This is a genomic window from Pseudooctadecabacter sp. (genome assembly GCF_965657175.1).
GTDB lineage: Bacteria > Pseudomonadota > Alphaproteobacteria > Rhodobacterales > Rhodobacteraceae > Octadecabacter.
Genome location: NZ_CBFHNH010000012.1, coordinates 1 through 20,329 on the forward strand (window position 1 = coordinate 1; position 20,329 = coordinate 20,329).

18 protein-coding genes and 1 pseudogene are annotated in these 20,329 nt (G+C 60.0%); 8 read left to right on the plus strand and 11 right to left on the minus strand.

What is annotated here, in order from left to right; translation table 11 throughout:
- From ACTG36_RS10960 to ACTG36_RS10985, 6 genes are all read left to right on the plus strand, one after another.
- Positions 1-1,649: glycine cleavage T C-terminal barrel domain-containing protein (locus tag ACTG36_RS10960; protein ID WP_439142334.1), on the plus strand; the 1,649-nt coding region annotated here is incomplete at its 5' end.
- Positions 1,646-2,752: an alcohol dehydrogenase family protein gene (locus ACTG36_RS10965; RefSeq protein ID WP_375281744.1), complete on the plus strand. Its 1,107-nt coding sequence runs from the start codon at positions 1,646-1,648 to the stop codon at positions 2,750-2,752. The genes ACTG36_RS10960 and ACTG36_RS10965, both read left to right, overlap by 4 nt.
- Positions 2,749-3,570 (plus strand): enolase C-terminal domain-like protein, encoded by an 822-nt coding sequence (locus ACTG36_RS10970; RefSeq protein ID WP_439142336.1) that lies wholly within the window; start codon positions 2,749-2,751, stop codon positions 3,568-3,570. Before ACTG36_RS10965 ends, ACTG36_RS10970 begins: the two co-directional genes overlap by 4 nt.
- Entirely contained in the window at positions 3,567-4,673 is a 1,107-nt protein-coding gene (locus ACTG36_RS10975; protein WP_439142338.1) for a mandelate racemase/muconate lactonizing enzyme family protein, read from the plus strand. Before ACTG36_RS10970 ends, ACTG36_RS10975 begins: the two co-directional genes overlap by 4 nt.
- Positions 4,670-5,773 (plus strand): mandelate racemase/muconate lactonizing enzyme family protein, encoded by a 1,104-nt coding sequence (locus ACTG36_RS10980; RefSeq protein ID WP_375281747.1) that lies wholly within the window; start codon positions 4,670-4,672, stop codon positions 5,771-5,773. The genes ACTG36_RS10975 and ACTG36_RS10980 overlap by 4 nt, the downstream gene beginning before the upstream one ends.
- On the plus strand, positions 5,773-7,050 hold the full coding sequence (locus tag ACTG36_RS10985; protein WP_375281748.1) for an aspartate aminotransferase family protein: 1,278 nt from the start codon (positions 5,773-5,775) through the stop codon (positions 7,048-7,050). The genes ACTG36_RS10980 and ACTG36_RS10985 overlap by 1 nt, the downstream gene beginning before the upstream one ends.
- A gap of 75 nt (positions 7,051-7,125) precedes the next feature.
- On the opposite strand, the pseudogene ACTG36_RS10990 reads toward ACTG36_RS10985, so the two are convergent.
- Positions 7,126-7,209 (minus strand): annotated as a pseudogene (locus ACTG36_RS10990) (integrase); the annotation flags it as partial.
- A 258-nt stretch (positions 7,210-7,467) separates the two neighbouring features.
- Here ACTG36_RS10990 and ACTG36_RS10995 point away from each other — a divergent pair.
- Positions 7,468-8,853 carry an IS1182 family transposase gene (locus tag ACTG36_RS10995; protein ID WP_375281749.1) on the plus strand — a complete coding sequence of 462 codons (1,386 nt, stop codon included), beginning with the start codon at positions 7,468-7,470 and terminating at the stop codon, positions 8,851-8,853.
- Positions 8,854-8,966: 113 nt separating this feature from the next.
- Here the strand turns inward: ACTG36_RS10995 and ACTG36_RS11000 are convergent, their stop codons facing one another.
- Together ACTG36_RS11000 and ACTG36_RS11005 are read right to left on the minus strand one after the other, a co-directional pair.
- Positions 8,967-9,893 (minus strand): methylenetetrahydrofolate reductase, encoded by a 927-nt coding sequence (locus tag ACTG36_RS11000; RefSeq protein WP_439142341.1) that lies wholly within the window; start codon positions 9,891-9,893, stop codon positions 8,967-8,969.
- A 32-nt stretch (positions 9,894-9,925) separates the two neighbouring features.
- The gene (locus ACTG36_RS11005; protein ID WP_375281751.1) at positions 9,926-10,222 is read right to left on the minus strand and encodes a virulence factor; all 297 of its coding nucleotides are present in this window, start codon (positions 10,220-10,222) and stop codon (positions 9,926-9,928) included.
- Between the two features lie 216 nt (positions 10,223-10,438).
- Between ACTG36_RS11005 and ACTG36_RS11010 the strand changes: the two genes are divergently transcribed.
- Positions 10,439-11,551, plus strand: a complete 1,113-nt coding sequence (locus tag ACTG36_RS11010) for a Ppx/GppA phosphatase family protein (protein ID WP_375281752.1) — start codon at positions 10,439-10,441, stop codon at positions 11,549-11,551.
- 62 nt (positions 11,552-11,613) lie between these two features.
- Here the strand turns inward: ACTG36_RS11010 and ACTG36_RS11015 are convergent, their stop codons facing one another.
- The 8 genes from ACTG36_RS11015 to rseP all read right to left on the minus strand — a co-directional run bounded on the left by ACTG36_RS11015 (position 11,614) and on the right by rseP (position 20,326).
- A complete protein-coding gene (locus ACTG36_RS11015) occupies positions 11,614-12,378 on the minus strand; it encodes an HpcH/HpaI aldolase family protein (RefSeq protein ID WP_375281753.1) in 765 nt (254 codons plus the stop codon).
- A gap of 12 nt (positions 12,379-12,390) precedes the next feature.
- A complete protein-coding gene (gene lpxB, locus ACTG36_RS11020) occupies positions 12,391-13,512 on the minus strand; it encodes a lipid-A-disaccharide synthase (protein WP_375281754.1) in 1,122 nt (373 codons plus the stop codon).
- Positions 13,509-14,426, minus strand: a complete 918-nt coding sequence (locus tag ACTG36_RS11025; RefSeq protein WP_375281755.1) for an LpxI family protein — start codon at positions 14,424-14,426, stop codon at positions 13,509-13,511. Before ACTG36_RS11025 ends, lpxB begins: the two co-directional genes overlap by 4 nt.
- On the minus strand, positions 14,423-15,205 hold the full coding sequence (lpxA, locus tag ACTG36_RS11030) for an acyl-ACP--UDP-N-acetylglucosamine O-acyltransferase (protein ID WP_439142395.1): 783 nt from the start codon (positions 15,203-15,205) through the stop codon (positions 14,423-14,425). The genes ACTG36_RS11025 and lpxA overlap by 4 nt, the downstream gene beginning before the upstream one ends.
- Positions 15,206-15,667, minus strand: a complete 462-nt coding sequence (gene fabZ, locus ACTG36_RS11035; RefSeq protein ID WP_375281756.1) for a 3-hydroxyacyl-ACP dehydratase FabZ — start codon at positions 15,665-15,667, stop codon at positions 15,206-15,208. It abuts the gene before it with no gap.
- Positions 15,668-15,756: 89 nt separating this feature from the next.
- Positions 15,757-16,329, minus strand: coding sequence for an OmpH family outer membrane protein (locus ACTG36_RS11040; protein ID WP_375281757.1), 573 nt, complete (start codon positions 16,327-16,329; stop codon positions 15,757-15,759).
- Positions 16,329-18,644, minus strand: coding sequence for an outer membrane protein assembly factor BamA (gene bamA / locus ACTG36_RS11045; RefSeq protein ID WP_375281758.1), 2,316 nt, complete (start codon positions 18,642-18,644; stop codon positions 16,329-16,331). The genes ACTG36_RS11040 and bamA overlap by 1 nt, the downstream gene beginning before the upstream one ends.
- Positions 18,645-18,985: 341 nt before the next feature.
- On the minus strand, positions 18,986-20,326 hold the full coding sequence (gene rseP, locus ACTG36_RS11050; RefSeq protein ID WP_375281759.1) for an RIP metalloprotease RseP: 1,341 nt from the start codon (positions 20,324-20,326) through the stop codon (positions 18,986-18,988).
- Positions 20,327-20,329: the final 3 nt, after the last annotated feature.

Here is a 20,329-nt window from a genome sequence, read left to right on the forward strand (position 1 = left end):
GTGGGCTGATCGGGATTTATGAAAAAGAAAACCCCAACTCCGTCTGGCACGATCATTGCCCGTGGGACTATGAAAACTGGCTGTTTGATGCGGACTATGACCGCGTGATGCCGTACTTGGAGGAAAGCCTGAACCGCATGCCGATCTTTGCAGAGCTTGGCATCCAGCGCGAGGTGCACGGCGCGATCTCCCATCCCCCTGACGGCAACCCGTTGATCGGCCCCGCCCCCGGCGTGCGCAACTACTGGTGTTGCTGCGGCACACAAATCGGGATCGGCTGGGGGCCGGGCCTGACGCGCGAATTGGCCCGCTGGATGGTGCATGGCGCAGCGGATATTTCCATGCGCGACTATGATCCGCGCCGCTTTGGCAGCTATGCCACGAAGGATTGGCAGGTGGTCAAGGCAGAGGAAGACTACTGTCTGCGCCACGAAATTCCCTTCCCGCATTTCAACAGACTGGCAGGGCGGCCCATCAAACCCTCCCCGCTTCATGATCTGCTGAAAGCCAAGGGTGCTGTGCACGAGGAAGTCTACGGTTTTGAACGTCCGCGCTTCTTTGCCAAAGGTATTGCACAAGAAGACCACTATTCCTTCAACCGCACGCCTGTCGACGACATGGTCGCCGCAGAAGTCAAAGCCGTGCGTGAAAACGTAGGCCTTATGGATGTCACGGCCTTCACCAAAGTGCTGGTCGAAGGCCCCGACGCCTATGCGCTGTTGGATCGCCTCACCGCGAACCGGATGCCCCAAAAGGTGGGTTCGATCACGCTGACCCACATGCTGAACCGCGCGGGCCGGATTGAGCTTGAGACGACAATCGTGCGGATGGCGGAGGACCAGTTCTATCTGGTCTGCGCGGCTTTCTTCGAACAGCGCTTGCTCGATCATCTGGCGCAGCACCGCGTGGATGAGGATGTGACGATAACGGCGCTGTCTTCTGATTGGAGCGCGCTGTCACTCAACGGCCCGAAGGCGCGTGACGTACTGGCGGCCTGCACCGATGCGGACCTTTCAAACGCGGGGTTCCGCTGGTTGTCTGCCCAGAAAATCACCGTAGCTGGCCACAAAATCTGGGCGTTCCGCATGTCTTATGCGGGCGAGTTGGGCTGGGAATTCCATATGCCCCAGACCGCCTGTCTGGACGTCTACAACGCGCTGTGGACGGCGGGTGAGGCCTGCGGCATCGCCGACTACGGGTCTTTTGCAATGAACGTCATGCGGATGGAGAAAGGCTTCAAAGGGGCGGGCGAACTCACCAATGAGGTCACGCTGGCCGAAGCCGATGTGCTGCGCTTTGCACGTACAGACAAAGACTATCTGGGGCGCGACCAGACCCTGAACACCGATCTACCCTGGATTTGCGCCTACATGGAAATTGAGCCCGACGGCGTTGCGGACGGCCACGGTGGTGAAGCCGTGATGCGAGACGGCAAGGTCGTCGGCTCTACCGCCTCCGTCGCCTATGGCCCAACCGTCGGCAAGATCCTTGCCTTTGCCTATATCAAGCCAGAGGCCGCAGCACCCGGTACCGCGCTTGAAGTTGTCATTCACGGCGCACCCCGCGCCGCCAAGGTGCTGGGTGAGCCAGCCTATGACCCGCAAAGCCTGCTGCCGCGCACAGATACAACAAAGGAGGCCGCCGAATGACCTTTCCAACAACAATGGGGGCCATGGTCACCATGGGCCACGGCGATCTGGATCAGATGGTTTGGCACGAGGATTGGCCGCGCCCCGATCCGGCTCCGGATGAAGTTCTGATCAAGGTGGGCGCCTGCGGGTTGAACAACACGGACGTGAACACGCGGTCGGGATGGTATTCCAAAGCGGTGACTGAGGCCACAACCGGCGGCGCGTTTGAGAAGGTCGGCAAGGACGACCCGACATGGGGCGGTGCCCCCGTCGCTTTTCCGCGCATCCAAGGCGCGGATGTCTGCGGTGAAATCGTTGCGGTGGGTGCCGATATTGATCCGTCCCGCATTGGCGAACGGGTGATCACGGACGGTTGGCTGCGGGACGCAGGTGACCTCGATAACCTCGATAAGACCGCCTACTTCGGGTCCGAGCGTGACGGTGGTTTTGCCGAATACACAACGACACCGGCGCGCAATGCCCTTGCCGTCAATTCAGACCTCACGGACGCAGAACTCGCGACGTTCTCGTGTTCCTATTCCACCGCAGAGGGGATGTTGACCCGTGCGAACGTCACAAATGCTGACACTGTGCTGGTCCCGGGCGCATCAGGTGGCGTTGGCGGCGCGCTGGTTCAATTGGCCAAACGGCGCGGCGCGCGGGTGATCGCGATGGCGTCTGAGGCAAAGCATGGCGACGTCGCCAAACTTGGCGCGGACGCGATTTTGCCACGTGCGCCCGATAATCTGCGCACAGCCCTTGGGAATGAAAAGATCACGGTCGTTGCAGATGTCGTGGGCGGCCCCTATTGGCCGACCCTGATTGATATCCTTGAACGCGGCGGTCGCTATACCTGTTCGGGTGCCATCGCGGGGCCCATGGTCCAGCTTGATCTGCGCACGTTTTATCTGCGTGACCTAACCTTTGTGGGATCCACTGTGATCCCCCTTGAGGTGATGCCAAACCTGATCCGCTACATCGAACGTGGAGAGATCAAACCCGCGCTGGCCGCCATCTATCCGCTCGACCAACTCCGCGAGGCACAGGCCGCCTTCATCGCCAAAGAGCACACCGGCAACATTGTTGTCGTGCCGAAGGCGCGCGAGGATACGGCCCCGTGAAAATCACCCGTATCCGTATTTACAAGACTGATCTGCCTTACGTTGGTGGGGCCTATGTCTGGGGTGCGGGCAATGTCATTAAGATCGCAAAGGCAAGCGTGGTCGTCATTGATACAGACCCAGGTTTGCAGGGCTGTGGTGAATTCACCCCATGCGGAGAAACCTACATGATCGCCCATTCCGAAGGGGTGGAGGCCTTTGCCCGCCTCGCCGCATCAAACCTGCTGGGCGAGGACCCTCGCCAAGTCGCGTGGATCGAACAGATCCTGGACCAAACGGTGCAAGGGCGCGGCTATGCCAAAGCCCCGTTCGATGCCGCCTGTTGGGATATTCTGGGCCAAGCGTGCGGCCAGCCTGTTTGGATGCTGCTGGGCGGCAAGCTCACCGATGGCGCCCCGATGTACCGGGTGGCCCCGCAGCCCATGAAGCTGGATGACTGCGTGACGGTCATTTCGGTCGCGCAGCGGATCGTCGCAGACCATGGTGCAGAAATCTGCTGTTTGAAAAACTCAAACCTTGGGGGCTTGTCGAAAGCCCGCCGCGTCCGCGACCTTTTGGTAGAGGCCCGCATTCCGGTGGTCGCCGAAGACACATGGGGCGGTGAAATCGCAAGCACTGCGGTGGCGCATTTTGCGGCGTCAACGCCGCCCGATTTCCTGCAGAACACGACCGATCTGATGAATCACAACACGCGTTCGACTAGGGTGGGCGGCGCTTGCGCGAAGGCAGGTCAGCTTTATGCGCCCGACGCGCCGGGGCTTGGCGTGACAGCTGATTTCGACAGCCTTGGCGCACCCGTGGCGGAGTATGCGGCATGAAGATCACGCGCCTTTCCGTGTTTCAGGTCGATCTGCCGCTGGAGCATCCCTATTGGCTCTCTGGGGGTCGGCTCAAGTTTGAAGTGCTGGATGCCACTTTCGTCAAGATCGAAACCGATTCAGGCATCACGGGCTGGGGCGAAGGCACGCCTTGGGGCCATACCTACGTGCCCGCCCATGGCCCCGGCATTCGGGCTGGGATTGAAACGATGGCGCCCTTTATACTCGGCCTCGACCCGCGCAAAGTGCTTGATGTCGAACGCGCGATGGACCTCGCCTTGCCTGGCCACCTTTATGCCAAAAGCCCCATTGACATGGCGTGCTGGGACATTGCGGGGCAAGCGGCGGGGCTCCCGATTGCCGACCTGATGGGCGGCGGATCTCGCTCGCCGCGTCCCATCGCCTCCTCCGTGGGGGCGAAAACGGTGGAAGAAACCCGCACCGTCATTGCGCGCTATCGCCAACGCGGCTACGTCGCTCATTCCGTCAAGATCGGCGGCGACGTGGCGCGCGACATCGTCCGCATCCGCGACGTCGAAGACATGCGGCAGAGCGGCGAAAACGTTCTGTATGATGTGAACCGCGGCTGGACGCGGCAACAGGCCTTGCGTGTTATGTCCGCGACCGAAGACCTGAACGTGATGTTTGAACAGCCGTGCGAAACGCTGGACGACATTGCGGCCATCAGCGGGAAACATGCGGCACCCGTGTCGGTCGATGAAAGCCTTGTCACGCTACAAGACGCCACCCGCATCGCACGCGATGGGCTGGCTGAGGTCTTCGGCATCAAACTCAACCGTGTCGGTGGGCTGACCAAAGCGGCCCGCATGCGCGACATCGCGCTCTCCCATGGGATCGACATGTTTGTCATGGCAACCGGCGGCACCGTCCTTGCCGATACTGAAGCCTTGCATCTGGCCGCGACAATACCGGATGCCAACTGTCACGCAGTCTGGGCCTGTCAGGATATGATCACCATCGACATCGCGGGAGGCCGTGGGCCGCGAAACATAGATGGCCATCTGCATCTGCCACAAGAACCTGGCCTTGGCGTGCACCCCGATGAAGAGAATTTGGGCGATCCTATGGCGGTCTACGCATGAAGGTCACGCGCATCACCCTGTGGTCCGTCGACCTGACCAGCCATGAAACCTACTACATGGCCGAGGGCAAAACCTGCGACACGGTCAAAACACACGTGCTGTGCCTTGAAACGGACACGGGCCTGCAGGGCTGGGGCGAAGTCTGCCCAATCCCGCATTACCTGCCCGCATTTGCGGATGGCGTGCCCAGTGCAATCACCGAAATGGCGCCGGAAATCTTAAGGGTCAGCCCCTTCGGCATCGACGCGCCCATGCGCAAGCTTGATGGTTTTCTGCAAGGGCACCTGCATGCCAAATCCATTGTCGATATGGCGCTCTGGGATTTGTTCGGTAAAGCGACGGGACAGCCGCTTTATGCCCTGCTGGGCGGGCGCACGCGGGCCGATATGCCGCTTTATCACTCGATCACCTGCATTGCCCCCGATGACATGGCGCGGATCGCGACAGAGGCTTACGCGACGGGCATCCGCCAGTTTCAGGTCAAGCTGGGTGCCGACGCGGATTGGCAAGCAGATGCAGAACGCCTGATCAAAGTACGCGAGGCTGTTGGCGCGGGGCCACTGGTCTACGGCGATTGGAACTGCGGCGCGACCAAGCTGCACGCGACACGCACAGGCCGCGCCGTCGCGCATCTCGACGTGATGCTCGAACAGCCCTGCAAGACGCTCGAAGACTGCGCAGCTGTGCGAAATGCCACCGGTCTGGCCATGAAAATCGACGAAGGCGCTTATGATCTTGCCTCGCTGATGCGCGCGGCGGAGTTGGGCGTGCTGGACGCGGTCGCCTTGAAACTCTCGAAGTTCGGCGGCCTCTCGGCGATGCGCCGCGCCCGCGACCTGACCGTGCATCTGGGCGCGGAAATCTGCGCAGAATGCACTTGGGGGTCCGACATCGTGACCGCCGCGTCGCTGCATTTTGCCGCCTCTACACCTAACGGCGCGCTCCTGAACACCTGCGATCTGTCATCCTATGTTGGCCCACGCATCGCGCCTGATTGCCCAACGCGCAGGGATGGTCGTATCGCACCGCCTGAAGGGCCAGGCCTTGGGGTGACCCCCGATATGGACATCCTCGGACAACCGATCTTGGAGATCGCCTGATGCAAAAACTGACCACCCAATCCGAATGGATCGCCCGTGCGCAATCCGTCCTTCCTGCGGGCGGGTTTGGCAATTTCGACCCCGGCATCATCATCGCACGGGGCGAGGGCAGCCGCGTTTGGGACGAAGATGGCAACGACTATGTCGACTACCTGATCGGCTCTGGCCCCATGCTCCTTGGTCACGGTCACCCCGAGGTGATGGAGGCTGTGTTGGAGCAACTCCCGCAGGGCATGACCTTCTTTGCCAACAACGCCAAAGGGATCGAACTGGCCGAGGCAATCGTCGACGCCGTCCCCTGTTGTGAGCAAGTCAGGTTCGTCGCGTCCGGTGGAGAGGCAGATATGTATGCCATCCGCCTCGCACGCGCCTATACGGGGCGCACCAAGATCCTGAAGTTTGAAGGCGGCTATCATGGCATGAGTGCGGAAGCACAGATGAGCCTTGCGCCCGAACGCCGCGTCAACTTTCCTCAAGCCGTGCCGGACAGCGCGGGCATCCCGCAAAGCGTAGCCGATCAGATGCTGATCGCGCCCTTCAACGATCTCGCCGCCGTTGAGGCGCTGCTAAGCGAACACACCGACATTGCCGCCATCATCGCCGAACCGCTGCAACGGATCATTCCTGCCGCACCCGGTTTTCTGCAGGGCCTGCGCGATCTGTGCGACAAGCACGCCGTGTTGCTGATCTTTGATGAGATCGTCACAGGGTTCAGGCTGGCCCATGGCGGGGCACAGGAACGCTATGGCGTGACCCCGGATATTTGCACGCTGGGCAAGATTATTGGTGGAGGGTTTCCCCTTGCGGCCCTCGGGGCCAGCGCCGAGATCATGCAGCACTTCGACAAATCTATCGTCGGTGGTGACAAGTGGCTGATGCAACTTGGCACCCTTTCGGGCAATCCGATTGCGGCGGCGGCGGGTCTCAAGACGATGGAAATCCTGAAGCGCGACGGCAGCTACGACACCCTCCGCGACATCGGCCGCAGGTTGCAGGACATGCAAAGCCGCGCTCTCGACGCAGCAGGGATCCCGCACCAAATCTGCGGGGACGAGACCCTCTTTGACATTTTCTTCACAACAAGCGCGTGCCGTGACTACCGCACAGCCAAGCACGACGATCCCGGACGGAATGCAACCTACAATAAGGCGCTGCGTCAGCACGGGATATTCAAGTCACCGGGTAAGCTTTATCCGTCACTCGCGATCACCGCAGAGGATCTGGAGAAGACGAAATTCGCAATTGAACAGGCTGTGAAATCCATTTCACCGACCTGAGAGACACCTCATTTCCCGAAACTCGAACACCTGCGATCTTTAGCGTGTCCGAATGGCCCAGACTTGCTTCGGTCACAGCGGCCGCTTTTGACCGATGATGCGCCCCTTGTTCCAGGCTCTGTGTTTTGGCGTGACAGCGGGGAGTTGGACCGTTGGCATTATTTATAGCCTCCAATACTCCCCCCCTACCCTGTCCTCAGCACAGTGCTGACGGCAAGAACATAGCATATCTTGAACGGCCGTTTCCTTTGCAGTTCAACGTTGCTCCACATGGCGCATATGCGGCATTTTTGTTGCTGTGTGCGCGTACCGCGAGAGTATCGAATTTAAAAGCTAGGCTAATTCTGTTGAAAAACTCTTCCTTGATCGTGCGCATAATCGCTGATTCATTTCCTTTATTAATTAGGGGATTTTGCGATGATGGGACCAAAGCAGGAAGCGCAGACGGCGCTGTTTTACGAATTCTCTTTGGAAAAGCACGTCCCACGAGATCATTTGCTGCGGTCGATTGATCGGTTCGTCGATCTGAGCGACATCCGCCAGTATCTGTCCGAGTTTTACAGCCACACAGGCCGCCCATCGATTGACCCTGAGCTGCTGATCCGGATGCTTTTGGTAGGCTATTGCTTCGGTATCAGATCAGAGCGCCGGTTGTGCGAAGAAGTGCATTTGAACCTCGCCTATCGCTGGTTTTGTCGTCTTGATCTGTCTGATCCAATACCGAACCATTCGACTTTCTCGAAGAACCGACACGGGCGCTTCCGTGAAAGCGCTTTGCTGCGCCACTTGTTTGAAAAGACCGTCACACGCTGCATCGCGGATGGCTTGGTGAGCGGGCAACGCCTTGCAGCTGATGCCAGCCTGATCGAGGCTGATGCCAACAAGCAGAACTCCACACCGAAGGAAGTTTGGGATCGCAACGCCATTGATCCAGCTGATGCGCCCCGCGCCGTGAAGGAGTATTTGAATGTCTTGGACGACGCCGCTTTTGGTGCAGCATCTGAGGTTGAGCCCAAGTTCACATCCCACTCCGATCCGGCAAGCCAGTGGACCGCAGCGCGTAAAGGCCCTGCGTTCTTCAGCTATTCGACCAATTATTTGATCGACACCGACCACAGCGTCATCGTGGATGTCGAAGGAACAAGATCGATCCGGCAGGCTGAAGTCGGTTCAGTGCGCACCATGCTAGATCGGATCAAGGATCTGCATGATATTGACCCAGAGCGGTTGATTGCAGATAGCGCCTATGGATCAGGGCCGATGCTGGGATGGCTCGTTGATCGCGACATCAACCCGCACATTCGGGTGCTTGATAAGGCGCGCCGAACTGACGGCACATGGTCTCGCACCGACTTTGAATGGGACCCCAAGAACAACCAGTACATCTGCCCGGAGGGCGAACCGCTCAAGCAATTCCGCCGTAATTACTCGGATCCGAACCGTGGCCCAAGCGGCCAAGGTGTAGCAAAGTACCAAGCGCTGAAAAACACCTGCCAAGCCTGTGCGTCCAAAATGAAATGCTGCCCGAAAGCCGATGCCCGCAAGATCACCCGTGAAGAACACGAAGACGCCCGCCAGGTTGCCCGCGATATCGCAAAGACCAAACAATACGCCGTCTCGATGCGGCTGCGTAAAAAGGTCGAAATGCTGTTCGCCCACCTCAAACGCATCCTTGGGTTGGGACGGTTGCGATTACGCGGGCCATGCGGCGCAAACGACGAATTCCTACTCGCCGCAACCGCCCAAAACCTCCGCAAACTAGCCAAGATCTTTCCTGCACCGCAGCAAATGCGCAAAGCCTGACAAGAAAGGCGTTCGTGCTGTGTTTGAGGCACCACTTTCTGCACTCGCAATGCGCTGTTTTTCCACAGAATCGGCTCATAGCCGCCATTCGCTGCAAAGCAGCAAATGCCTATCTATGTGTCCAGATTCAGCGGCACCGCAGATGCACCACCGTGTTCAATCGCCCAGTTCGCATTGGTTTTGATCCCGCCCAGCGGGAAGAAATGCACACGTTCGATGTTGCTGTCCGGGTTGGCCGCCTTGTGGGCGGCAAGGTCGGTCAGCACCTCGGTGGGTTCAAAAGGCAGCAGCAGTTTGGTGACGTCCTTCGCGCGCCGTTGCAGCACGCGCAGGGAGGGGCCCACGCCGCAGGCAATGGCGAATTTGATCATCGTTTGCAGCTTGGCAGGACCCGCGATGCCAATATGAATTGGGATCGTGATCCCTGCCTCTTTCAGGCTCTCGGCCCAGTCGATAATTGGACCCGCTTCAAACGCGAATTGTGTGGCCAGCGCCATCTGCGCGTCCGTTGTCTCGGAAAACCGCTGCTTCCACTGCAAGGCGTCATCCACATTGGCGGTCCCGCCCGAAGGGTCGATGTCCTTGTTGCCTTCAGGATGGCCCGCCACGTGAAGCCGTTTGAAATCCCCGAACGCGCCGCTTTCCAGCAGCTGCAGGGAGGACTGGTAATCGCCGTGGGGTTGATCCACGCCACCGGCCAAAAGCAATGCCTGATCAACGCCCGCTTCACCACGGTACATGGCGATCCAGTTTTTCAGTGTCGCCTCATCCTTGATGATGCGCGCGGGAAAGTGCGGCATGACGGGATAGCCGTCGTCTGCCAGCCGTTTGGCTGTGCGGACCATGTCCTCGATCGGGGTGCCTTCGATATGGGCGATGTAGACGCGGGTGCCTTTGGGCAGGAGCGCCGTGAAATCCTCAACCTTTTCGGCTGTGCGCGGCATGACTTCGATGGAATAGCCATCCAAGAAGGCCTCAAGTTCGGGGTTGGTGCCCGCAGCCTCAGGTGCGTCTTTCTTACGGAAATTCAACAGACCCATAACAGCCTCCCTAACGTTGAAGATTGGCCCTCTCACGCGTGGCCAGAATTGTTGATAAGCGTCATCAGCCGGTCTTTGTCATACTCGGCCTCAAGCTGCGCGGCCACGGCGTCGACAGCGTCTGCGTCCGACCCCTCGACCGTATAGGGCGGCGCTTTGCGCCATTCGGCCAGATAATCGTCCGTTTCTGCGGCGCCCGATTTCATCGCGGCGCGGTCAATGGCTTGCTCGAACCGCTCGCTGAGCTGTTTTTTAACGCCACGGCGGCCTTTGCCGACAATGACCTGTGCGGGAATATCCCGCCAATAAACAATCGTGACCTCAGCCATTTGATTCTCCGCCCCTCTTGCGCGTGTTGACCCACCTAATCATGGCGGGATGAAATACAGAGGCTATTTTCGACATCGGGACGCCTTTTGGCGACCCATGATCGCAAGGTGCGCGCCCTCAAAACCTTCAACACCATCATGAAGCCCATCACAACGCTTGCGTGAACGCCCGCCCATGCTTACCTTAAAGGTAACTCGAAATGGAGGGCGTGACCAATGGCGCCCAAGCGTCCCAATGGTGCGGGCGCGTTCCCAAAGCCGGTAGAGCACCCCGTGCCGAAACCGCCCACGTCAGATGCGCTTTATGCGGCACTTGATCTGGGCACGAACAGTTGCCGCATGCTGATTGCCCAACCCAAGGGCAGCCAGTTTCACGTGGTCGACAGCTTTTCCAAATCCGTCCAGCTTGGGCAGGGACTGGAACAGACTGGCAAGCTCAGCCGCGCCTCTATGGCGCGGACGATCAATGCTATGCGGGTGTGTCGTCAGAAACTGCATCGTCATAAAGTGGACCGGATGCGTCTGGTCGCCACCGAGGCCTGCCGCCGTGCACGCAACGCCCAGCATTTCATCGCATCGGTCAAACGCGAAACCGGCCTCACGCTTGAGATTATCCAGCCCGAGGAAGAGGCCCGTCTGGCAGTCATTTCCTGCGCGCCCTTGGTCAGCACCAAGTCCGACCAGTTGCTGGTCGTAGACATTGGTGGCGGATCAACCGAGCTGGTCTGGATCGATCTGACCAACGTGCCACCCCGCGAACGCCCCCGTGCGATCATGCGGCTGCATTCGGGGTTCCGGCAGGATCCGGGGCCTTTTGCGGCGGCCAAAGTGGTGGATTGGATTTCGGTCCCCTTGGGCGTGGCCACCCTGCGCGATCAGTTCGCAGATGTGGAAGACGACAGCGCGCGTTTTGCATTGATGTCGTGGTTTTTTGAAGAAAACCTTGAGAAATTCGCCCCAAGCGCGTCCGAACAGGAACGCGAAGGATTTCAGATTGTCGGCACCTCAGGCACGGTCACAACCGTGGCCGCCAGCCATTTGGGCCTGCGCCGCTATGACCGGACCAAGGTGGACGGCCTGCGAATGACGTCCGATCAGATTGACACCGTCATTCAGGGCTATCTGAAACTGGGTGAGGCCGGCCGCCGTGCCGATCCGCGGATCGGCAAGGACCGGCAGGCGTTGATCATGTCGGGGGCCGCGATCCTGCAGACGTTGATGCGGTTGTGGCCGACGGATCGTCTGTCCGTCGCCGACCGTGGCCTGCGGGAGGGATTGCTGTATCAGCAGATGTCAGCGGACGGCGTGTTGGAAGACGCGCCCTATTAGGGCGCGGCCAAAATTCACCGAATTTTGGCGCCTCCGGCGGAGGTATTTGGGAACCAGAGAACCTAGGGCGCTTTGGCCGCAAGGGTCCGGAGCGCGCCAGACAGGATCATCGCATCCCCGCCCAGCCCCAGAAACCGAACGCCCTTTTCGGCCTGCGCCGCAAAATCGCTGTCATCAAAGGTGATTGTCCCGATAATTTTGCCTGCCGCCTGTGCGCGCGCATAAACGTGAACAATGGCGGCGCGGACCTCGGGCGCATCCGGTTGGCCCACAAAGCCCATATCCGCGCTGAGATCGGCGGGACCCACGAAAATCCCATCGACACCTGAGGTGGCGGCGATGGCATCGATATTGGCCACGGCCTCAGCGCTTTCGACCTGCACAAACAGACAGATCTGGTCATTGGCGCTGCTGACGTAGTCCACGATTTCGCCATAGCGCGACGCGCGTGCCAAGGCCGCCCCCATCCCGCGCGTGCCCTGCCCCGGATAGCGCACGGCGGCGGCCACTTGGGCGGCTTGTTCGGCAGTGTTCACCATGGGCACAACCACCGTCTGCACGCCCAGATCAAGCACCTGTTTGAGCATCCAATCCTCACCCATGGGCACGCGCACCACGGGCTGGGCGGGGGTTCCGGCCAAGGCCTGAAGTTGGGCCGCGATGGTCTGCAGCGTGTTGGGCCCGTGTTCGCCATCAATCAAACACCAGTCCATTCCCGACCGACCGGCAATTTCGGCCACCGTTGCCGAGGCCAGCGTCAGCCACAGGCCGGACTGCATGTCCCCCCGCAGGAGCCTGTCTTTGAGAACATTGATCGGGGCGGGCATGGGCGTTTCCTTTCAGGGCAGTCGCGCTAAAACGGCACGGGCGGCGCGCAGGCCGGGCGCATCACCGCCCTGCCCAAGGCGCGTCATTGTCAGATCAAGCGCGGACAGCTGTGCCTGCGGGGCAGCAGCGACATCGCGAAGGGCCTCGGCAATCAGGGACGGCTGGCAGTCTTTGCCAATGAATTCCGGCACGATCCGCGTTTCGCTGACCAGATTGACCAGCGTCACGGTGTCCGTCAACAACATCCGGCTGATGATCTGTCGGCTGATCCAGTTCATGTCGTAGGCGATGACCATGGGCGTGCGTGCGGCGGCCAGTTCCAGCGATACGGTCCCTGACGCCGCCAGCGCCAGATCAGCCCGCGCCATGGCCACAAGGCGTTGCCGGGCGGCGGCTTTGGCGTCCTCTTCCAGCCCGATCAACACAGGGTGCAAAGGTGCGAACACCTCGCGCACGCGAGGGGCCAGATGGGGCAGTGTCGGGATGACAATCTGATGTGGCAGATTGGCGGTTTGGATGGCTTTGACGAAACTGTCAGACAGGCGCTCGACCTCGGACCGGCGCGACCCGGGCAAGACGACCATGACGGGCCCGTCGAGCCCTAAGGCGCGGGCCTCTTCTGGCGTCACAGGCGGTTCGGTGGCGACTGGATGGCCCACAAAATCGCAGGCCATGCCTGCGGCTTGCATCAGGGGCGGTTCAAACGGGAACAGCGCCAAGACATGGTCGATGACCTCTGCCATTTTCGCAGCCCGTCCCGCACGCCATGCCCAGACGGTCGGCGCCACATAATGAACCGTGCGGATGTCGGACCCTGCCTTGACCAACCGCGCCACACGCAGACAGAAATCGGGGCTGTCGATGGTGATCAGCACATCGGGCTGTGCGGTGATCACGGCCTCAGCGGTTTGGCGGATGCGACGTTTGAGGCGGCGGTATTTGGGCAGGATTTCCGCGATCCCCATAAGCGACAGTTCTTCCATCGCGAAAAGGCTGTCCAACCCCTGCCCTTGCATCAACGCCCCGCCGATCCCGTCAAAGGTGACCGACGGAACCTCATAGCGCAGACCCTCCATCAAGGCCGCGCCGAGCTTGTCGCCCGAAGGCTCCCCCGCGATGACAAAGACCTTCATGGGGCGACCCATAGGAACATGCCGTTCCGGTTCAAAACCTCAATCACGCGCGGCTGGTCGAGGATCATGACGCCTCCCTCTTTGACGACAATGCCCGCCAATCCGGCCTGCGCTGCGCGCTCGGCGGTGGCGGGGCCGATCGTCGGCATATCCGCGACAAGGGACTGGCCGGGTTTGGGGCCTTTGAAGACAAATCCACCCGTGGCGGGCGTGTCTGTGTCGTCCCCTTGATGGTTCGACAGCCAGTCCGCCGCCCCACCTATCAAGTCAGACGCGCCACCGATCAGAAAAGACAACGGGTCAGAGGCCGCAGCCGATGCCTGCGCCGGTTTCGGGCAAAAATCGGCCAGCATCGCATCCGTGCCACGTGCGTCTTCGCGGGCGATGACTTGACCGTTGTTAACAATCATCGCCTGCCCCAAATCAGCACGGCCCATTTCAGCGAGGGCCGTGGTGGCAATAGCCATGTCGATTGTCAAATCCGGCGGTGTGGCCGTGGTCAGAACCCCCGCAGGGGGCACCAGGGCGGGTGCGATCTGATGGGCGCCGAGCACGCGAAATCCGCGGCTTTCGAACAGATCAATGATGGCACGCAAGGTGCCGTCATCGCCCTTGGCCATGGCCTCCATCAGGTGCGGCACAAGGGGGGCCGTGGCCGCATCAATAGCCGTTGGATCAACGACCGGACGGCTGACCGCGCCGACCATGCAGACCTCAGCCACATTGAGGGCCGTCAAGCGGTCCAGCAACGTCCCGAGGGTTTCGAGCCGGAAGGGCACGCGCAGAAAATCGCCCTCAACCTCGCTCGGGAAGCCCATCATTTCGCAGATCACGGGGACGCGGCCTTGGTCCATCAAGGCGCGGGTAACAACAGGCGGCACCCCACCGGTGCCTGCGATCAAGGCGATCGTCATCGCGGTGTCAGGAACTGTCGGTCGCTGTCGCCAAGGATGAAATCGACCATTTGGCTGACGTACGCGCTGTCGGTTTCTTCGCCCAAACGTCGGGCGCGTTCCATGAACGACCCCTCCCCGTCCTTGAGCGTCTGGAACGCCACGCGCAGCGCCGTGATATCGGCCCGCGCCACGCCGCGCCGCTTTAGACCCACAAGGTTCAGGCCGTCCAATTCGCCCCGTGGTCCCTGCACCAAGCCATAGGGCACGACATCATTTGTCACCATGCTGAGCGCACCGATGATGGCCCCGCGCCCGATGCGGACAAATTGGTGGATGCCGCACAACCCGCCGATGATTACGTCGTCTTCGATGATGCAGTGGCCTGCGACGGCGGATTGATTGACGATGATCACCCCGTTGCCGACCTGCGCGTCATGGGCCACGTGGCAGCCGGCCAGAAAGAAGCCATCGTCGCCCACACGGGTCACGCCGCCGCCGCCTTCGGTGCCGGTGTTCATGGTCACGTGTTCGCGGATGCGGTTGCGCGCACCGATTTCAAGCCGTGCGGCCTCCCCCTTGAATTTCACGTCTTGGGGCACTTCGCCCAAGACACAAAACGGATAGACGACAGTCTCTTCGCCCAAGCTGGTGTTCCCGGTCACCACCACATGGGATTTCAGCTCCACCCTGTCGCCCAAGGTCACCTGCGATCCGACGACACAAAACGGGCCCACGGTGACATCTGCCCCCAACGTGGCGCCGTCCTCGATGATGGCGGAGGGGTGAATGCCCATAATCTAGCCCTGCAAATCCATCATGGCGGTGAATTCACCCTCCGCGGCCATGTCGCCTTCGACGGTGGCGACGCCTTTGAACTTCCAGACCTTGCCGCCGGGCTTGCCGCGCACGGTTTCGACCTTCATTTCCAGAACGTCACCGGGCACGACCTTGCGACGGAATTTGCAGCCGTCCAGCCCCATGAAATAAATGAGCATGTTCTTGTCCATCAGCCCCATGGTGGCCCCAACCATGACGGCAGCGGTCTGGGCCATGGCCTCGATGATGGTCACACCGGGCATGATCGGCGTGCCGGGGAAATGGCCCTGAAAATGCGGCTCATTCATGGTGACGTTCTTGATGCCCGTGGCCGACGACGTGCCGTCAATGTCGATCACTTTGTCCACCAGCAGGAACGGATAGCGGTGGGGAATGATCCGCTGGATCAATTGGATATCGGCGGTGGTGATGACGTCAGACATAGAAGGCTCCGTTCGGGTGGACCGCCCGAAGGGGCGTCCCTGTGATGTTGCTGTGAGGGCCTAGCAAGCCCGCGATGGTGGGGCAAGCCTTAGGGATCACGTGTGTCCCCCGCCGTCCCGTCGCCCAAGGTGGCGTTGATCCGTGCAATCGCGGCATCGGTGATGTCCGTATCGGGCAGCCACAACAACGCAGAGCGCCGTTCCATCAGCACGGTTGCGCCGTTTTCAATCAAAAGGGCTTCGAGAACAGGGCGGCTGGCCTCAAGAAACTGTGTGCGGCCCTGAGCCAGTTCCCCTTCAAGCGCTTCGACCTTGGCGTCTTGGGCGCGCCGGATGCCGCGCGCCTTTTCGTCAAAGGCCTCGGCCTCTTGGCGAAAGACATCGATGTCCATGGTGGGCCGCTGTGCCGCAAGTTCGAGTTCTTCTGCACGCAGGGCTTCGGCAAGGCGGCGCTGTTCGGCAGCCAGATCCTCGCTCGCGGTCCGGTAATCCTGCACCACCCGTTGGCCAAACAGGGATCCGTTAAAGAGCCGGTCAAAATCCACAACAAGGATCGCAGATTGCATGTCGACAGATACGCCCGCAGGCGGGGTGACCTCTTGCGCGACGGCGGGATCGGCCATCAGGCCGATCCCCAGTGCCAATGCCCGCAAAAGACGCATCAGAAGTCTGTCGAGATCGTCACGTCAAACTGCTTGGTGTTGTCATTCGGCTGCACGTCCAACGGTTCTGTCCAGTTGAAACGCAAAGGCCCGATGGGCGTATCCCAGAAGATCGACACACCAGCAATCGCGCGCGGGGTGAAGTCGTTGTATTCGATGTCCGTGCTGTCGATGCCGGTTTCCCAAACGGATCCATAATCGAGGAACACCCCCCCCGAAATCCCGTATTCCTCTGGCAGACCCAGCGGGAATTCAGCCTCAAGCCGTGCGACCGCAAAGGCGTTGCCGCCCAAGGCGTCGCCGGTGTTGATGTCCCGTGGACCGATGCCCGAAGGTTCAAACCCGCGCATGGTGCTGGAGCCAAGGAAATACCGATCCGTGATGCGGCTGTTGCCATCTTGATAGGACAGATACCCGCCTTCGAGAGTGGCACGCAAAACGACCTCCTCGTTGAGGACGCGTGTTTGCGCTGTCAGCTCAGCCGTGGTTTCGATGTAGGTCGCGTCCCCGATCCCGAATTCCTGACCAAAGCGGAACAGGACACCTGCGTTGGGATTCAGCCCCGTGCGGCGTGTGTCAAAGCTGTAGGAATAGCCCAAGGCGTTGGTGCCAACGGCACCTTCGTCCGCCTGAATAAAGGGCGATACGACAGTCGGGTCCGGATCGACGTCCTTAATATCGGTGTAATCGTAGGAATAAAACAACGTCAGACGGCCGTTTTCGGACACGGGGAAGCCGATCCGCGGGCGGAACTGGCCGGTTTCCGTATCAAACTGGGCGTTCTGGTTGTCAGTTGTCTTATAGCTCGCATCAAGGCCAAAGCTCAGATCGCGGCCCAACAGGCGCGGTTCGGTGAAGGCAAAGCCAATATCGCGGCTTTCGGCACCGGCCTGAATGTTGAAGCTGAGCGATTGTCCACGACCCAAGAAGTTACGCTGATTAAAGCGCGCCAGCAGGGTAAAGCCGTTATCTGTTGAAAAGTTACCGCCAAAAGACAACGATCCCGTGGGCCCTTCGGCCACATCCACATCAATCACAACCTGATCGGGGCTGGACCCTTCGCGTGCATCCACATTGGCGTTGGCAAAATAACCCAAGGCGCGGATGCGTTCGGCGCTTTCACGGATTTGACGGGGATTAAAGGGGTCGCCCTCAACCACGTCAAAGCGCGACCGGATCACGCGGTCCAAGGTCGTGTTGTTGCCTTCGATGTCGATCCGTTCCACGAAAATGCGAGGCCCGTTCACCAGCGCGAATTCCACGTCCAGCGTCAGCGTCCGGTCATTGCGGGTCACGCGCGGGTCGACACGCACAAAGTTAAGCCCTTGGCGCAAAGCCAGGCGTTCAAGGCGCGCAATGTCCTGTTCGATCAAGGCCGGCGAATAGGTGACACCGGTGCGCAAACGCAGCGCATCCTCAAAAATCGCTGGATCAGCGCCTACGACCTCGGACGTGACAGACAGGTTGCCAAAGTCGAACTGCTGACCTTCTTGGACGTTGAAGGTGATCAAGTAAGCATCCCGTTCACGGGTCAGCGCCACATCGACGTTCTGAACCTGAAAATCCACATAGCCACGGGATTGGTAGAAGTCGGTCAGCACCTGCTGATCGAACGCCACACGGTCGGCGATAAAGGTGTCGCGACCGATGATCGCGCGCAAAAGGCCCGCCTGCTTGGTTTCCAGAACACGACGCAACCGGCCTTCGCCGTAGGCACGGTTGCCCACAAAGCTGATGCGTTCGACTTCGGTCAGGCCACCCTCAAAAACCTCAAAAATCAGATCGACGCGGTTGTCGGACCGCTGGATGATCCGTGGCGCTACTGTCGCATTGACGCGCCCCTGATCGGCGTAGACTTGCGTAATGGCGGCGGTGTCCGCCTCAGCTTGGGTGGGGCTGTAAACACGGCGCGGTTCGCTGCGCACGACGGCGGCCAGTTCGGCATCGCGCACCCGCGCATTGCCTTCAAAACTGATGCGATTGATCGTCGGGAATTCCACGACCTCAATCACCAGTGTCCCCCCCTGCGGACGGACATCCACGCTTTCGAACAGACCCGTGGCGCGGATCGCTTGGGCCGCATCGTTGACCTGCCCTGCGCTGACGGCCTCACCGCGGCCAAAGCCCAGATAGGTCAGGATGGTCGCAGTTTCGATCCGCTGGTTGCCTTCAACCACCACATTCGAAAAGCTGAAATTCTGCGCCGCCGCTGGCGAAGCCCCCGTCATCACTGACGCCGCACCCATGAAGGCGACCAAGGTCCCAACCCGTACTCGTGTTGCACCCCAGATCGCAGCCTGCGCAATTCTATTCATTTTTATGCTCGTTTCGACATCCCAAGTACCACTGGTCTAACGGTGCCGTGAGGGGTTGTCAAAAGCAACAACGCGCCCGCCAGATCTAACTGAGGGACGCGCCGATTATCGCCTATGGGGGAATTTGATCAGTTGATTTGGACCGACCCGATATAGGCACCCAGGCCCCAGGGCAACGCCAATCGTGGCCAGATACAGCAGACGATCCCAGTTGAGGTTCACCAGAAGGCTTACACCTTGATATCCTGCGGCAATTGTCTGCATCGTTCCGTCCTCGGGTTAAGTTGTTGAGGACAAAATGACAGCCAAATGTGGCAGCTTCTGGGCAGGCTCATGAAACCTTAAGGGCAAAACAGCAGGTCATTGCCAATGGCAAACAGCATCAAGGTCCCGATAATCGCCAACCCCATCGCCATAAAGATGCGCAAGGCGTTGTCGCTGGGCATCTTGCCGGTCACGGCCTCATAGGCATGAAAAACAAGGTGCCCGCCATCCAAAATCGGGATCGGGAACAGGTTCAACAGCCCCACAGCCGTAGACAGCACCGCGATAAAGCTGATGAAGCTGATCGTGCCCTGCGCGGCCATAGAGCCTGAGGTTTCGGCAATGCCCACCGGACCGCTCAGGTTACAGGTGTTGATGTTGCCGATGATCATCTGTTTCAGGCCGTTCAGCGACTGTACAATAATGAACCACACCTGCTGGATCGCCAGACGCGCGGCTTCAAAAACGCCCACATCGGTGGTGGCCGGTTCAAAGAACAGCCCGCCATTGCCGATGCCCAGCTTTGGTTCATCGCGCATGGACCCGTCTTCTTGTGGCAGTGCGACCAAACGTGGGGTCAGGGTGTCGACAAACGTCTCCCCGTTGCGCCAAACCTCAATCTCAATCGGGTTCCCACCCACGGCTTCAACCACATCGACCATGTCGCCGAACTGGTAAATCGGCGTGTCGTTCATCCGAACGATCACATCATTGATCCGCAGCCCCGCATCATCGGCGGCAGAACGTGGCGTGATGGATTGCACCAAGGCCGGTTGCGGCTGCGGTCCTTGCACCGTCAAACGGTCCCCGTCCCGTTCAATGTCATAGCTGACCGACGGCTGGGACGGCAGATCGGCCACAGCGGCCCCAAACCCGTCAGGATAGTTGATCGCCACACCTTCGACCCGCAAAACACGGTCGCCAGGCTGCAATTCCTGGGTGATTTCATCCGGAAAGCCGGGGATTTCGGACACGGTCAGCGGCGTCAGCGGCTGGCCTTGAAACAACAAAACCCCCGCAAATACGAAGAACGACAGGATGAAATTGAAAATAGGCCCCGCCGCCACAGTGGCAGAGCGTGCCCAAAGCGGTGCGCCCAGCATCGTGTCGCGCGCATAGGCCACCTGCCCGTCTTCGGCGACGGGCATAGAGGCCGCGTTGGCGTCACCCTTAAACTTCACGTAGCCCCCAAAGGGCAATGCTGCGACCTGCCACACCGTGCCGCGTTTGTCCGTCCGGCTGTACAGCACCTTACCAAAGCCGATGGAGAACACATCCGCATGGATGCCCGACCAGCGACCCACGATGTAGTGGCCATATTCATGAATCGCCACGATCACCGATAAGGCGATGACGAAAAAAACCAGCGTAAAGGCGAAATTGCCAAACGACGGGATCAGGTTTGTCAGAAAATCCAAGGC

What these genes read in the sequence shown, in the direction of transcription:
- fabZ (WP_375281756.1), bottom strand. Translation starts at nt 15,667, where the DNA reads ATGTCTGACGTCATCACCACCGCCGATATCCAATTGATCCAGCGGATC.
- ACTG36_RS11040 (WP_375281757.1), bottom strand. Translation starts at nt 16,329, where the DNA reads ATGCGTCTTTTGCGGGCATTGGCACTGGGGATCGGCCTGATGGCCGAT.
- lpxB (WP_375281754.1), bottom strand. Translation starts at nt 13,512, where the DNA reads ATGAAGGTCTTTGTCATCGCGGGGGAGCCTTCGGGCGACAAGCTCGGC.
- ACTG36_RS11005 (WP_375281751.1), bottom strand. Translation starts at nt 10,222, where the DNA reads ATGGCTGAGGTCACGATTGTTTATTGGCGGGATATTCCCGCACAGGTC.
- ACTG36_RS10980 (WP_375281747.1), top strand. Translation starts at nt 4,670, where the DNA reads ATGAAGGTCACGCGCATCACCCTGTGGTCCGTCGACCTGACCAGCCAT.
- ACTG36_RS11000 (WP_439142341.1), bottom strand. Translation starts at nt 9,893, where the DNA reads ATGGGTCTGTTGAATTTCCGTAAGAAAGACGCACCTGAGGCTGCGGGC.
- ACTG36_RS11010 (WP_375281752.1), top strand. Translation starts at nt 10,439, where the DNA reads ATGGCGCCCAAGCGTCCCAATGGTGCGGGCGCGTTCCCAAAGCCGGTA.
- ACTG36_RS10975 (WP_439142338.1), top strand. Translation starts at nt 3,567, where the DNA reads ATGAAGATCACGCGCCTTTCCGTGTTTCAGGTCGATCTGCCGCTGGAG.
- bamA (WP_375281758.1), bottom strand. Translation starts at nt 18,644, where the DNA reads ATGAATAGAATTGCGCAGGCTGCGATCTGGGGTGCAACACGAGTACGG.
- ACTG36_RS11015 (WP_375281753.1), bottom strand. Translation starts at nt 12,378, where the DNA reads ATGCCCGCCCCGATCAATGTTCTCAAAGACAGGCTCCTGCGGGGGGAC.
- ACTG36_RS10985 (WP_375281748.1), top strand. Translation starts at nt 5,773, where the DNA reads ATGCAAAAACTGACCACCCAATCCGAATGGATCGCCCGTGCGCAATCC.
- ACTG36_RS11025 (WP_375281755.1), bottom strand. Translation starts at nt 14,426, where the DNA reads ATGACGATCGCCTTGATCGCAGGCACCGGTGGGGTGCCGCCTGTTGTT.
- ACTG36_RS10965 (WP_375281744.1), top strand. Translation starts at nt 1,646, where the DNA reads ATGACCTTTCCAACAACAATGGGGGCCATGGTCACCATGGGCCACGGC.
- ACTG36_RS10995 (WP_375281749.1), top strand. Translation starts at nt 7,468, where the DNA reads ATGATGGGACCAAAGCAGGAAGCGCAGACGGCGCTGTTTTACGAATTC.